General features: G+C 70.2%; 13 protein-coding genes. 3 read left to right on the forward strand and 10 right to left on the reverse strand.

Annotated features, from left to right (window positions below; translation table 11 throughout):
- Positions 1-60 precede the first annotated feature (60 nt).
- Complete coding sequence (locus AC6CH0_RS04115) at positions 61-930, forward strand: NAD(P)H-binding protein (RefSeq protein ID WP_498098454.1); 870 nt, start codon at positions 61-63, stop codon at positions 928-930.
- A 116-nt stretch (positions 931-1046) separates the two neighbouring features.
- Here the strand turns inward: AC6CH0_RS04115 and AC6CH0_RS04120 are convergent, their stop codons facing one another.
- Positions 1047-2420 (reverse strand): APC family permease, encoded by a 1374-nt coding sequence (locus AC6CH0_RS04120; RefSeq protein ID WP_498101020.1) that lies wholly within the window; start codon positions 2418-2420, stop codon positions 1047-1049.
- 110 nt (positions 2421-2530) lie between these two features.
- Positions 2531-3628: an alcohol dehydrogenase catalytic domain-containing protein gene (locus AC6CH0_RS04125; protein WP_498098455.1), complete on the reverse strand. Its 1098-nt coding sequence runs from the start codon at positions 3626-3628 to the stop codon at positions 2531-2533.
- A 119-nt stretch (positions 3629-3747) separates the two neighbouring features.
- On the opposite strand from AC6CH0_RS04125, the gene AC6CH0_RS04130 reads away from it, so the two are divergent.
- Both AC6CH0_RS04130 and AC6CH0_RS04135 read left to right on the forward strand, forming a co-directional pair.
- Positions 3748-5184, forward strand: coding sequence for a PucR family transcriptional regulator (locus AC6CH0_RS04130; RefSeq protein ID WP_498098456.1), 1437 nt, complete (start codon positions 3748-3750; stop codon positions 5182-5184).
- A gap of 55 nt (positions 5185-5239) precedes the next feature.
- Positions 5240-5680, forward strand: a complete 441-nt coding sequence (locus AC6CH0_RS04135) for a nitroreductase family deazaflavin-dependent oxidoreductase (protein ID WP_498098457.1) — start codon at positions 5240-5242, stop codon at positions 5678-5680.
- Positions 5681-5722: 42 nt separating this feature from the next.
- Here AC6CH0_RS04135 and AC6CH0_RS04140 read toward each other — a convergent pair whose 3' ends face one another.
- From AC6CH0_RS04140 to AC6CH0_RS04175, 8 genes are all read right to left on the reverse strand, one after another.
- Positions 5723-6871, reverse strand: a complete 1149-nt coding sequence (locus AC6CH0_RS04140; protein ID WP_498098458.1) for an FAD-dependent oxidoreductase — start codon at positions 6869-6871, stop codon at positions 5723-5725.
- Complete coding sequence (locus AC6CH0_RS04145) at positions 6864-7607, reverse strand: methyltransferase (RefSeq protein ID WP_498098459.1); 744 nt, start codon at positions 7605-7607, stop codon at positions 6864-6866. Before AC6CH0_RS04145 ends, AC6CH0_RS04140 begins: the two co-directional genes overlap by 8 nt.
- A gap of 41 nt (positions 7608-7648) precedes the next feature.
- Positions 7649-8791: a type III polyketide synthase gene (locus tag AC6CH0_RS04150; protein ID WP_498098460.1), complete on the reverse strand. Its 1143-nt coding sequence runs from the start codon at positions 8789-8791 to the stop codon at positions 7649-7651.
- 58 nt (positions 8792-8849) lie between these two features.
- Entirely contained in the window at positions 8850-9209 is a 360-nt protein-coding gene (locus AC6CH0_RS04155) for an SHOCT domain-containing protein (protein ID WP_498098461.1), read from the reverse strand.
- 4 nt (positions 9210-9213) lie between these two features.
- Positions 9214-9642 carry a DUF6325 family protein gene (locus AC6CH0_RS04160; protein ID WP_498098462.1) on the reverse strand — a complete coding sequence of 143 codons (429 nt, stop codon included), beginning with the start codon at positions 9640-9642 and terminating at the stop codon, positions 9214-9216.
- A gap of 91 nt (positions 9643-9733) precedes the next feature.
- On the reverse strand, positions 9734-10798 hold the full coding sequence (locus tag AC6CH0_RS04165; RefSeq protein WP_498098464.1) for an AI-2E family transporter: 1065 nt from the start codon (positions 10796-10798) through the stop codon (positions 9734-9736).
- The gene (locus AC6CH0_RS04170; protein ID WP_498098465.1) at positions 10798-11469 is read right to left on the reverse strand and encodes a GAP family protein; all 672 of its coding nucleotides are present in this window, start codon (positions 11467-11469) and stop codon (positions 10798-10800) included. The genes AC6CH0_RS04165 and AC6CH0_RS04170 overlap by 1 nt, the downstream gene beginning before the upstream one ends.
- Before the next feature lie 30 nt (positions 11470-11499).
- Positions 11500-13149, reverse strand: coding sequence for a SulP family inorganic anion transporter (locus AC6CH0_RS04175; protein ID WP_498098466.1), 1650 nt, complete (start codon positions 13147-13149; stop codon positions 11500-11502).
- Positions 13150-13287 lie beyond the last annotated feature (138 nt).

A 13287-nucleotide genomic window follows, 5' to 3' on the forward strand; every position in this document is an offset into this window, starting at 1 on the left:
TACCGTGAAGCCGATCGGTCTCGACGAGCCGATCGGTCTCAACGAGAGGAAAGAACGCCCATGCGAATCGCCGTCACCACCCCGACGGGAAACGTCGGCCACCACGTGGTCGCCATGCTCGTACGCGCGGGAGCACGACCCCTCGTGCTCGCACGGGATCCCGAGCACCTGCCACCCGAGATCCGGCCGATGGTCGACGCCGTCGCGGTCGACCAGTTCGACGCAGCAGCGGTGGCCGAAGCGACGAGAGGCATCGATGCGCTCTACTGGGTCGATCCACCCGCGGCGAGCGCCGACCCGCTCGACGACTACCACCGGGCCACGGCGAGCGTCGTGCGTGCGGTCGAGGTGAACGGCATCGCGCGCGTCGTCTTCCAGAGCAGCGTCGGTGCCGAGAAACGGCACGGCGTCGGTGAGATCGACGGCCTGGCCGCCACCGAGGTCGCGCTCGACGCCACCGCAGCCAGCGTGACCCACCTTCGTTGCGGCTACTTCTTCACCAACCTCGAGCTCCAACTCGAGATGGTGCGCGCCGGCGCCCTGCAGGTGCTCCTCTCCATCGACCAGCCGCTCGCGTGGGTCGCTCCGCGTGACATCGCCGAAGTCGCCGTCGCTCGACTGCTCTCGACCGAATGGAGCGGCCGCGAGGTACTGGCCGTGCATGGGCCGGAAGACCTCTCGTGGCAGCGCGTCGCCGAGATCGTCTCCGCAGCGACGGGACATCCACTCGAGGTCGAGCGCGTCCCCGACGATGCGATGCGCGACGGCCTGCGACAGGCCGGCATGGCGGATGCAGCGATCGAAGCGATGCTCGGAATGTCGACGGGGTTCCGCGACGGCTTCGTTCCCGAGCAACCGCGCTCGATCCGGTCCACCACGCCGACCACTCTGGCCTCCTGGGCATATGACGTGCTGCGTCCGCAGCTCTGAAGCCCGGCGGACCAGGGGCGCCGCCCGCGAATCGGGGAGTTCGGGGCGGCGCGGAAACCGGCCGCGCCCCGCCGCCGGCTTGAACGACGACGGGGCGCGGGTCTGGAGGGTCGAACCTAACCGACGCCTTCGAGCGCGTCTGTTTCGGTGTTTCCGATGTTGCGGACAACCTCGGGGCGACGCTTCGCAAGATACAGGTACCAGGCCAGCGCCGCGACCATCGTGATCAAGAACAGGTACGGAATGATGTTCAGCGGCCACGCCGGCACCGGCACGACGTTCGCGAAGAACACGTAGGCCATGGCGACCACCGCGACCGTGGCACACACCCACACGAGCCCGTTGCGCATCTTCTCGCGTCGCGTGTAGACGACGCACGCGATGGCGACGAGGGCGTACGCGACCATGTACCCGTACGTGCCGTAGGTGTCGACCCAGACGACGATGTCCATCGGGTGCACGCCGATCGCGAGCAGCACGATGTCGAGCGCGATGGCTGCCGGCCCGGCGACGAGCAGTACGCGGTGCGGGGTGAGGTGGCGGTCGTGGGTGCGGCCGAAGCGCTCCGCGACGACCCCCTCCTTGCCCATCACGTAGATGATGCGGCCGACGACGTTGAGCGGAGCGACGACGACCGCGAAGAACGAGGCACCGACGCCGAAGGTGAGGATGGGTGCGAACCAGCCGGGCATGCCGATCTTCGTCGCGATGTCCTCGAGCGGGCTCGCGCTCGATGCGAGTCCTTCGCCGAGCACGGCGATCTGCGTGTACGCCGCGAAGACGTAGAGCACGCCCACGGTGACGGCACTCCACATGATCGCTCGCGGGATCGCGGTGTACGGGTTCTTCGCCTCACGGCCGAGCGCATCGGCCGATGAGAAGCCCACGAACCCGAGGATGCCGAGCACCATGCCCGCGGCGACGCCCTGCAGGGGCACGCCCTCGAACGAGAACTGCGCCGGGTCCCACGCGGCCGGGCCCGCCCAGACGAGCGCGAGCACGAGGAGCACCAGGATGATCGCGACCGAGACGAGCTCGAGCACGAGCGAGACCCGAGCCGAGAGACGGATGCCGCGGATGGTGAAGAGCGTCGCGAGCCCGCCGAGCACGATGGCGAGCGCGATCTGCCAGCCGACCCCGTCGGCGGGGATGCCGATGAGCACGAGGAACTGGTTCATGTACGAAACGGCACCGCCGAGCGAGCCGGCGGCGATGCCCCAGCAGCCGACGAGCAGTGCGACCCCGGCGAGGTAGGCACCGAAGGGCCCGAGCCCCTTCGCGACATACGTGTACAGCGAACCGGCCGAGGCGTGCCGCTTCGCGAACACCGCGACGCAGTAACCGACGGCGAGGATCACGAGGGTCGCGAGCACGAACGAGAGCACGGTGCCGTTGCCGGCGCCGAGGTAGATCGCTGCCGCGGTGAACGCGATGACCGCGCTCGGGGCGATGTTGGCGATCGCCTGGGCGGCGAGCTCGGGCCCGCTCATGACGCCGCGGCGGAGCCCGGCGTCGACGGGTGCCTCGGCGCGGGCCGCCGGTGCGTGGGTGGTGGGGGAAGCCATGGAACTCTCCAGTGAGTCGGGTGATGACGGATGGATCAGGGGATGAGCAGCGTGCGCAGCGCTTCGCCGGATTCGAGGTCGTCGAATGCCGCGGCGGCTTCGGCGAGCGGACGGCGCGCCGAGATCAGCGGGTCGAGCAGCAACTGGCCGTCCATGTAGCGGTCGACCAGCGCGGGGATGTCGATGGAGGGTCGAACCGAGCCGTAGTTCGATCCGAGGATGCGCTGATCGGCCTCGGCGAGCACGAGCGGCTCGAACGACGCCTTCGCGCCGGTCGGCGGCAGTCCGACGATGACGGCGGCACCGCCGAGGCCGAGCATGCGAATCGCCTGTTCGGTCGTGGAGGTGCGGCCGATCGCGTCGAACGCGTAGTCGACGCCGTCGGGAATGAGGGCGAACAGCGCGTCGACGGCGTCGACCTGCGAGGCGTCGATCTGGTCTGTTGCGCCGAACTGCACCGCGAGCGCGGTCTTGTCGGGGCGCACGTCGATCGCGACGATGCGTTCCGCCCCGGCGAGCCGGGCGCCCTGCACGACGTTGAGGCCGACCCCGCCGCATCCGATGACGACGACGGTCGCGCCCGGTTCGACGGCGGCGGTGTTGAGCACCGCGCCGACACCCGTTGCGACGGCGCAGCCGACCACCGCGACGACGTCGAGCGGCGCGTCGTCGCGCACCTTGACAGCTCCGGATGCCGGGACGACGACCTCTTCGGCGAACGACGAGACCCCGAGGTAGTGGTGCAGCGACTCGTCGCCCTTCGCGAGCCGCGAGGTGCCGTCGAAGAGCACTCCCTTGGGAGCGACGACGGTGGCGACCTTCTGGCAACGGGCTTCGTGGCCCGAACGGCAGTAGCGGCACTCGCCGCAAGGCGGCACCCATGAGAGCACGACGTGGTCGCCGACGGCGAGCGAGGTGACGCCTTCGCCGAGCTCGACGACCACGCCCGACCCCTCATGGCCCATGACGAGCGGTGCCGGGGCGTCCCATTCCCCTCGCTTCACGTGCAGGTCGGAGTGGCAGACGCCCGCCGCCGCGATCTTGACGCGCACCTCGCCGGCCTTGGGGGCGGCGAGTTCGACGTCGGCGACCTCGATCGGCGTCTCCGGGGCGCGGAAGACGATGGCTTTCATGATGCTCCCTTGAATCCAGTGCTGGGGTACGCCCGATGCTAGGCACGGTCGATGCGTTGCGTCACTGTGAAGAATGATGAACCGATGCCGGATGTCTCAGCATTTCGTACACTCGAGGCATGGCCCGTGACGTGCTCTCCATCGCCCGAGTGGTCGACGGTGAGCTCATCGGTTCGGCCGTCGCGAACGCCACCCCGGTCGATGCGGCCATTCGCCTCGACGAGTTCAGCGTCGTGGGCCATCCCGGCTTCGCCACCCTCGTGGTCGCGGGAGCCGAGCCGCTCATCACCGCACTCGCGGCCGGCGGACCGCTCGTGGAGGCCCTTCGCGGTGCCGTGCTCGTGACGCACGGCGCGAGCTGCACGCTCCGGCGGGCCATCGAAGCCGCCGGAGTGACGGCGATCATCGGCACCGAGGCCGCCGACACCGTGCTGCATCCGCTGCTCGTCGCCCTGCTCGCCACCGACCAGGCCGCAGAAGACCGGCTCGTGACCACGGGAACGAAGGTGCTCACCCAGGTGGCCCGTCGCGGCGGCGTCAGCGCCGTGATCGCCGAACTCGCCCGCCGCATCGACGGCTGGGCCGTGCTCCTCGACCCGCACGGCCAGGTGATCTCGACCGCCGGGGCCGGCGGTCTGCACGTGCAGGACGCCGTGGCGGTGGCGTTCAGCCGACCCGTGCGAGTGCGGCATCCCGGCCTCCAGGTGCACCCGGTCGGCACCGGCGAAGACCTCAGCGCGTACCTCGTCATCTCTTCGCGCGAGGGGTCGATGAGCCGAGGGCGGGATCTCGCCTCGCAAGCCGCCGCCCTGCTCGACCTCATCCTGCGCACCCATGACCGCACCACGACCGAGCGACTCGGGCGCGAGCTGATGATCGGCACCCTGCTCGACGGCGGACCGTCGGCCGCCACCCTGCTTCGCCGCTGGGGCGTGCACGAGGCCTCGCTGACGGGATTCGCCCTCACCGCACGCTCGAAATCGGTCGACCTCGAGCGCATCGTCACGCGCTGGCTCGACGAGCTCGGCAGTGCCCATCTCATCACCGAGGAACCCGGGCATCTCCTCGGCTTCCTCCGCGACGACCGGGTCGATGACCTCGTGCGCCGCGTCGACGACTTCACGGCGGAGGCCCGGGTGCCACTGCGGCTCGGGCTCGGCTCGCCGGCGGCATCCGACGCCCTGTCGCGCACCGCGGCCGAAGCGAGGCAGGCGCTCGACATCGCCGTGACCGACGGTCGCACGGTGTCGCGCTACCGAGCCCTGCCGACGATCGCGCTCGTGCTCGATCGTCTCGACCCCGGCGACGGCGCCCGTCTCGCGCAGGCACTCGACCCGCTGCTGGGCGACGACGGCCGGCACGGCGAGCTCACCCGGACCTTGCGCGTCTACCTCGCCGAACACGGTTCGTGGGGCGTCGCCGCCGAGCGGCTCGGCGTGCACCGGCAGACGCTCACCAACCGCATTCACCGGGTCGAGGAGCTCACCGGACTCTCGATGGGCAACCCCGACGATCGCACCGCCGCGTGGCTCGCGCTTCGGGCACTCGAGCGCTGACGGAATGCTCCGGAGCGGTCGCGGGTTGTCTTCGGAGAACCATCGAGGAGGATCCATGCCGTTGGAAGGCGAGTACGAACCCGGAACGTCGAGCTGGGCCCGCACGCAGGCCGAATCGTTCGAGGCATCCGGCGGCCAGAAGTCGAACAACCTGCGAGGGCGCCCGATCATGCTGCTGACGACGGTCGGTGCGAAGACGGGCAAGCTGCGCAAGACGCCGCTCATGCGTGTCGAGCACGACGGCGAGTACGCCGCCGTGGCGTCGCTCGGCGGGGCTCCGAAGCATCCGGTCTGGTACTGGAACATCACGAAGCACCCCCACGTCGAGCTGCAAGACGGCGCAGAGAAGCACGACTACGTCGCGCGTGAGCTCGACGGCGACGAGCGCGAGACCTGGTGGGCGCGCGCCGTCGAGGCGTACCCCTCGTACGCCGACTACCAGGTGAAGACCGACCGCGTGATCCCGGTCTTCCTGCTCACCCGGATCACGCTCTGACCCGACGGCTCGTCCGCAGCACGAGCTGGCATGCGCTCGGCTTCAGAGCCAGCGCATCGTGAAGGCGCGGGCGAGCAGGGCTCGCAGCGGGGGCACGGCGAGGGTGCGCACGGCAGCGTTGCGCAGCCGGAGGCGAAGACCCGTGGAAGGCGCCCCCATGGCCATGTTGAACGCGGCCTGCCGCATGGCCCGTGCCGCCGCGCTCCGGCGAGTACGGGCATAGCGTTCGAACGCCTCGAACGGCGCGCCGGCGTCGAGGGCTGCGGCCAGTTCGTGGTCGAGGGAGACCGCATCGAGCCAGCCGAGGTTCATGCCCTGGCCGCCGATGGGGCTGACCTCGTGCGCGGCGTCGCCGACGAGTGCGACCCGGCCCTGCGACATCCGCTCGGCGAGGTGCTGGCGCGCCTCGAACCCGCTCGGCTCCGACGCCGACGCGAGATCGAACGTCTCGCCGGTTCGGCTCGCGACGATCGTCGCGAGCGCGTCGGCATCGAGCCGGGCCGGCGGTCGACGCACCCACGCCACCCACCGTCGCCGCTGCCCCGGCATCGGGAACGACTCGACGACGCCGGCGGGCTCGAAGTGCAGCAGCGCCGTCGTGGGAGCGTCGGTGTCGTCGCGGGTGTCGCCCATCACGTAGTGCGCGCGGCCGGGCCAGCCGTTCCAGCCGATGCCGGCGAGGCTTCGGATGCCGCTGCGCACGCCGTCGGCCCCGACCACGTACCGCGCGGCGACCTCGACCGACTCGCCGCCGCGGGCACCGATGACCTCGACGTGGGTGCCCCGGTCGCGGAGGCCGACGACTTCGACGCCGCGTTCGAGGCCGGCCGGCGCGAGTTCGGCGAGCCGCCGCTCGAGCAGCGCCTCGGTCTCGAGCTGCGGCAGCGACCACACCGAACCTGCACCGCGGAACGACATCGCGCCGAGCACTCGTCCCTGGCAGGTGACGCGCCCGTCGCCCATCTCGACCGCGGCGGCCCGCACCTCGACCTCGATGCCGGCGCGGCCGAGGGCGCGAAGCCCCGGCGGGTGGATGCCGATGGCCCGCGACCGGCCGGTTCGCTCCGTTCGGCGTTCGAGCACGACGATGTCGCGCCCGCGGAGCGCGAGGAGGCAGCCGAGCAACAAGCCGACCGGGCCGCCACCCACGATCACCACGTCGTGCATGCGAGTCACGGATGCCTCAGACATCCGCACCCCAGACGACCTCGAGCCGCGACGGGAACGCCCGGCGGGCACCCCAGCCCGCGGGCAGCACCGCCGCGAGCTCGGCGGCGGTGTGGCTGCGGCGGATCGAGGTGAGCCCGTCGGGCCGGATGTACGACCCCGCGAGCAGGTTGGCCGCGAACGGCAGCGTGCCGAGCCAGAAGCCGGCATACCCGAGCCGGGTGCGCTCGATGTCGCCGTGCACGGCGAGACCGCCCCCGCCGAGCAGTAACTCACTGTCGCGCAGCAGCGCGCCGAGCTCGCGCCCGTCGAGATGATGCAGCACGTGGTTCGACAGCACGAGGTCGAAGCGCTCGCCGGCCTCGACGAGCTCGCCGCTCAGCGCGCGCTGCAGCGTGAGCCCCGGCATCGCCGGTTGGGCCGCGGCCCAGTTCATGGCCCGTGCATCGGGGTCGATCGCGGTGATCTCGAGCCGCAGCCCATCGGCCTTCGCCCAGCGCAACAGCCGCCGCGGCAGGTCGGCGCTGCCCGAACCGATGTCAACGAGGCGAGTTGCCCGCACCCGCGAGAGCCGCGGCCGCACCCAGCGCCGGTACACCGCGCGTTCGCCCGAGACGACCGCGTTCACCAGCCGGAACCGCCGGTACGTCTTCGCGAGCATCTCGGGGTCGGCCGCGGGGTCGTCCATCAGCTCGGTGACGCTGTCGTCACGGCGACCGAGGCCGCCGGCGCGCCGTCGTGGATCTCCGGAGTCGTGCACGAGATCACCCTCGAACCGTCATGAGCAGGCGGAGCACGACATCAGACCCGAACGGTCATCAGCGCCGACTCGACCGTGATGCCGGGCCCGAACGCCATCGCCGCGACCCGGTCTCCGTCGGCCGCGGCATCGGAGTGCAGGATGTTGCGGAGGACGAACAGCACCGTCGCGCTCGACATGTTGCCGAAGTCGCGCAGCGTCTCGCGGGCGGGCACGAGTTGCGCCTCGGTGAGCACGAGTCGCGACTCGACCTTGTCGAGGATGCTGCGTCCGCCCGGGTGGATCGCCCAGTGCTCGATGGCGGCAGAGGATCCGTCGGTCGCCAGCGCCGCGGCGAGCGCCTCGTCGTGGGCGAAGAGCGGCTCGAGCGCACCCGTGATGTGGTCGTCGATGATCGAGGGAATCGCGTTGGAGAGCAGCATCTCGAAACCGTGGTCGCCGATCTTCCACGCCATGTCGCCCTCGCCGACAGGGGTGATGCGGGTCGCGAAGCGGTCGAGTTCGAACGCCCGCTCGCCCGGCTCGAGTGGCCGTGCAGTGACGATGCCCGCGCCCGCCCCGTCTCCGAAGAGCGACGACGCGACGATCGTGTCGGGATCGTTCGAGGCACGCAGGTGCAGCGAGCAGAGCTCCACGCTCACGACGAGCACGACCGCCGAGGCATCCGCCTTCGCCAGTTGCGACGCGATGCGTAGTGCAGGAATCGACGCGTAGCAGCCCATGAAGCCGAGGTGGTACCGCTCGACGCCGGGGTCGAGCCCCAGTTCGCGGGCGATCATGAAGTCGGGCCCGGGCGCGTAGAAGCCGGTGCACGAGACGGTGATGACGTGCGTGACATCGGATGCCTCGAGGCCCGGCGTCGCCGCGATGGCGGCGCGCCCCGCCTCGACGTAGAGTCGGGTGGCCTCGGCGGCATAGATCTCGTTGCGCACCTTGGTGCCCGGAAAGAGGAGCTCGCCGGACTCGACATCGAAGAAGACCGGCTCATCGGGATGCGCGTCGAAGCTGAGCTCGCCGAGCACGGTGTGCCGCGTCTGGATGCCCGACACGTTGAACGAAGTGGCCACGATCCGCTGGCCGAGACGGTTCAGTCCGGGCTGGGCGGCGAACACGTCGCGAACCTGGTCTTGCACGAGAACGGTCGGCGGAACGACGGTGGAGACGCCCCTCAGAGTGACGGTCATGCCTCAGTGTAGGCAATGGGTCGGGCGTGGAGATCGGACTCCCACGAGGCTCGCAGTCTCACCCGAGGAGCTTCGCCTTCGCCGCTGCGAACTCGTCGTCGGTGAGGATGCCCTGTTGCTTCAGCGCACCGAGCTTCTGCAGTTCGGCGACGATGTCGGTGCCGCCCGCCGGAGCGGCGGGCTGTTGCGCCGCGGCGCCCATCGCCGCCTGCTGCTGCGCCACTGCGGCCTGGGCCGCTGCGTCGACCTGCGCCTGCTGCTGCTGGGCCTCGTACTGCTGTTGCTCGTACTGGCCCTGTGCCTTCTCCTGCTGGCGTCGCTGCATCCCGCCGCTGACGGCGGTGGCAGTACCGGCGACGACCGCGGTGCGAGCGGCCATGCCGATCAGCCCCGGGCGTCCCATTCTTCTGAACGGCATCTTCCTACTCCTCTTCGGCTTCGGCCAGGGCGGCGTTCACGACGGGCGCGGGGATGCGCTCGGTCTGCAGCACGATGCCGCCTGCTGCGGCGAACCTCGACGCGAGGCGCTTCGCCCAGACGAGTTCGATCGCGAGCAGCGCACCCGAGGTGCCGGGCGGAATGCCGTCGGCGAGCGCGGTGGCGTCTTCGTCGGCGACGAGGCCGATCGCCTCGAGCTCGACGGTGCCGAAGCCGTACTCGTCGCTCACGTCGGCGAACTCCGTGACCGTGACCGCGCCGTCGTCGGCCTTCGAGATCACGAGGAAGTCGAGCAGCTTGATCTCGCCGCCCTCGATCAGCTCGCGAATCGCGTCGAGGCTGCCGGCATCGGGCCGATCCCCCTCGAATCCCACCAGGTACAGGTCCACGGGACCGTACTCGAATTCCGCCATGATCTCCCCCTTCACGTGCTTGCACACTACGCGCGCGGCATGCACGTGCGCCACCGTTTCGCGTGAATCCTCGGAGAACTGCGACCCGTGCCTAGGTCACATGCGGGTCGCCCGAGAGTCGGCGCAGCGATGCCGCGCGCGCGTCGGGTTCCAGCAGCAGCGCCCGCATCAGCAGGGTCAGCGGAATGCAGAGGATCGCGCCGATCGGGCCGATCACGAACGCCCAGAACACGACCGAGAAGAACGTCAGGGTGAGGCTCAGCCCCACCGCATCGCTGACGAACTTCGGCTGCACGAGCACCTGGAGCACGACGTTGATCACCACGTAGACCGCGATCACCACGATCATGAGCGGCCAGCCGCCGACGACGAGCGCGAGCACCGCGGGCGGAATCAGGCCGATCACGAATCCGATGTTCGGGATGAAGTTGGTCACGAACGCGAGGATCGCCCAGACGATCGGGATCGGAACGCCGATCGCCCACAGCACGAGTCCGTCGAGCACGGCGACGATGAGGCCGAAGGTCGCGTTCACCACGTAGTAGCGACGCACGCTCGTGAAATAGTGGCCGCCGATCGCGTCGGCCGCCGCGGTGCCGAACACGCGGCCGCTCCGCCCGAGCGCCGAGGCATCCGCCGCCATGAAGATGACGTAGGCGAGCACGAAGAAGAAGGCCGTCGCGAACCCGAGCACGGCTTCGGCGATCGCCGTGCCGATGGCGACGAGGTTCTCCGGATCGAGTGCCGAGGCGGCCGCACTGCCCGCCTCGTCGCCGAGCCCGAGCGACTCGAGCCAATCGGCGATGACCTTCGCCGTGGCCTGCAGCTCATCGGCGTAGTCGGGGATCATGCGCACGAACTGCACCGAGGCGATGACGAGCATCACCGCGAGCACCGCGAGGATCGCGTACGCCACCACGATGACCGCGGTCGTCGCGAGCCAGCTCGGCCATCCGCGCCGTTCGAGCGGGCGGCGCACCGGGTGCGCGATGATCACCACGACCGCGGCGAGCGCGGCAGGTGCGAGCAGGTCGCGGGCGAACCAGATGCCGGCGAACACGATGATCGCGGCGGCGAGGGTGAGCAGTATCCGGGTGCCGTGGGCGAGGCCCGTCCCCGTGGCCGGCCCCGTGCCATGCCCCGTGCCACCCGTCATCAGAAGCTCCCGATGCCCTTGCCGATCACGACGACGCCGATCACGAGCAGCAGCACGGCCATGACCGTCGCGTTGTTCTGCACGAGCCAGGTGCGCAGCGCCTCGAGGGGCCCGGCCATCCGCTTCGCCGCGAGCAGGTAGGCGATCACGGGCACGGCGACGGAACACGCGGCGACGAGGGTGAAGATCACGATCGAGAGGGTGACGGCGCCGCCGCTGAGACCGGCCGTGCCGATCACGACGCCCGCGGCGACCGCCATCAGGAGGTTCTTCGGGTTCACCGCCGAGAGCAGGAACCCGAGCACGAGGCCGCGCACCGCGGTCATCGAGTCGATCGCCGACATCCACTTCGGCAGTGCCGCCGTCTCACCGTGAGCCGGTCGCGCCCGCCACTGCTTCACCGCGAGGAGGAGCAGGCCGACGCCGAGCAGGATCTTGATCCACCCGGCGATCGGCTTGGACGCGTCGGCGTCCTGCTCGGGAATGACCGAGGCGAGCAGCGTGAACACCACCACCGCGACCACGATGCCGAGCACCCAGCCGATCATGAAGCCGACGCTCGTGCCCTTCGCCTTCGGCGAGAGCAGCATGAGGATCGCCGCGATGATCGGAATCGGGCTGATCGCGATGCCGAGTGCGAGGGGGAGGATGTCCCCGATGACGGATCCCATGTTCATCTTCTCCCTGCGGCGGTCGCCGCGTCAGTCGTTCGGGCCGGCGAGCGCAACGAGCGCGGCCCGGTTCGTGTCGTAGATCCGGTGAGTGCCGAGCAACCCGAGCGTCTCGAGGCGCGCTCGGGCGTCGGGCCGCACGCGGCTGAACCCGAGCTCGATGTCGTGCCCCGTCAGCCACGCCTCGAGCGACTCGAAGGCCTCTGCGCCCGTGACATCGACATCGGTGACGGCCTCCATGTCGACGACGACGTGGCGCACGGATGCCTCGGGCACGGCCTTCACCGCGCGCTTGACCGCATCCGCGAAGACCGAGCCGTTGGCGAAGAAGAGCGGCGCCGCCAACCGCACCACGATGACGCCCGGTGCCGTGACCTCGCCGACCGGGGCGTCGGCGAGCAACGAGTCACTCGGCTCGCCGTTGCCCTCGAGCACATCGATCGCGGGATTCGCCGCACGCTTCGCCAGGTTGATGAGCGCGAGCACGAAGGCGACCAGGATGCCGGGGATCGAGCCGATGAACAGGGTGACGAGGAAGCACACCGCGCCGACGGCGAACTCGAAGCGATCGACCTTCCACAGGCGGGCGAAGTCCGAGATGCCGAGCAGCGGCAGGATGGCGACACCGACGATCGCACCGATCGCCGGTGACGGGATGTCGGCGAGCAGGGCGGTGCCGAAGAGCAGGAGCAGCAACGTGCCGACTGCCAGCACGAGCGACGGCAACTGCGTGCGCGACCCCGCCTGGTCCATCGCCGCCGTGCGCGACGTCGAGGACCCGACGGCGAAGCTGCCGCTCGCGCCCGCGGCGATGTTGCCGAGGCCGAAGGCGAACAGGTCGCGGTTGGGGCTCGTCGAGTAGCCGCGCTTCTCTCCGTACGACCGCGAGACGAGGAGCCCCTCGGCCGTCGTGACGAGGGTGAGGGCCATCGCCGACGGAATCAGGACGAGCCACATCGACCAGTCGATGACCGGCCAGGTGAGCGCGGGCGGCCCTGCAGGCACCGAACCGAGCACGGCGACGCCCGCGTCGTCGAGACCCGCCACGACCACCAGGAGCGTCGCGAGGACGAGCACCACCAGCGCCCACGGCACCATGCCGGCGAGCCGCTTGCCGAAGAGCAGCACGGCGACCGAGACGGCCGAGATGAGCATCGACCAGCCGTTCGCGGTCCCGAGCCCGGTGACGAGCCCGACCACCTTGTCGACGAACTCACCGCCGGACTCGATCTTCACGCCGAGCATCTTCGCGACCTGGCTGACGAGGATGTCGAGGGCGAGACCGCCGACGAAGCCGATGAGGATGGGCTTGGACAGGAAGTTCGCGAGAAACCCGAGCTTGAACACGGCGAGCAGCAGGAACATGATGCCGCAGAGGATCGCCTGCGCGAGCGCGAGCGTCGCGTAGTCGGCGCTGCCGGCCGCCGCGAGCCCGCCGATCGAGGAGGCGACGAGGGCGGCGGCCGCGGCATCCGGTGAGGCCACGACCTGACGCGACGAGACGACGAGTGCGTAGACGATCGTCGGCAGGATCAGCGCGTAGAGGCCGGCTGTCGGGGGCAGTCCGGCGATCTGCGCGTACCCGATGTTCAGCGGAATCGCGATCGCGAGCAGGGTGACGCCCGCGGTCAGTTCGCGAACCAGGTTTCTGCGGCCGAGTCCTGCGAGTGGTTTCTGCAACCGGGCCCCCTCCCGTCTCTCCAGACCTTAGCGAGCGGATGCCGCGGAGCGCCTCCCCCGCCCGCGGCGTGCACGGAAATCAGGCAGAACGGCGCCGCAGCGGGGTTGCGGTGATCACCCGGTTGGTGGACGCGACGA

Source organism: Agromyces sp. GQ35 (genome assembly GCF_059758475.1).

Excerpts from the sequence above, each read along its gene's own strand:
- AC6CH0_RS04150 (WP_498098460.1), bottom strand. The coding sequence starts at position 8,791 with ATGACCGTCACTCTGAGGGGCGTCTCCACCGTCGTTCCGCCGACCGTT.
- AC6CH0_RS04140 (WP_498098458.1), bottom strand. The coding sequence starts at position 6,871 with ATGTCTGAGGCATCCGTGACTCGCATGCACGACGTGGTGATCGTGGGT.
- AC6CH0_RS04115 (WP_498098454.1), top strand. The coding sequence starts at position 61 with ATGCGAATCGCCGTCACCACCCCGACGGGAAACGTCGGCCACCACGTG.
- AC6CH0_RS04120 (WP_498101020.1), bottom strand. The coding sequence starts at position 2,420 with ATGAGCGGGCCCGAGCTCGCCGCCCAGGCGATCGCCAACATCGCCCCG.
- AC6CH0_RS04130 (WP_498098456.1), top strand. The coding sequence starts at position 3,748 with ATGGCCCGTGACGTGCTCTCCATCGCCCGAGTGGTCGACGGTGAGCTC.
- AC6CH0_RS04135 (WP_498098457.1), top strand. The coding sequence starts at position 5,240 with ATGCCGTTGGAAGGCGAGTACGAACCCGGAACGTCGAGCTGGGCCCGC.
- AC6CH0_RS04160 (WP_498098462.1), bottom strand. The coding sequence starts at position 9,642 with ATGGCGGAATTCGAGTACGGTCCCGTGGACCTGTACCTGGTGGGATTC.
- AC6CH0_RS04125 (WP_498098455.1), bottom strand. The coding sequence starts at position 3,628 with ATGAAAGCCATCGTCTTCCGCGCCCCGGAGACGCCGATCGAGGTCGCC.
- AC6CH0_RS04155 (WP_498098461.1), bottom strand. The coding sequence starts at position 9,209 with ATGCCGTTCAGAAGAATGGGACGCCCGGGGCTGATCGGCATGGCCGCT.
- AC6CH0_RS04165 (WP_498098464.1), bottom strand. The coding sequence starts at position 10,798 with ATGACGGGTGGCACGGGGCATGGCACGGGGCCGGCCACGGGGACGGGC.
- AC6CH0_RS04170 (WP_498098465.1), bottom strand. The coding sequence starts at position 11,469 with ATGGGATCCGTCATCGGGGACATCCTCCCCCTCGCACTCGGCATCGCG.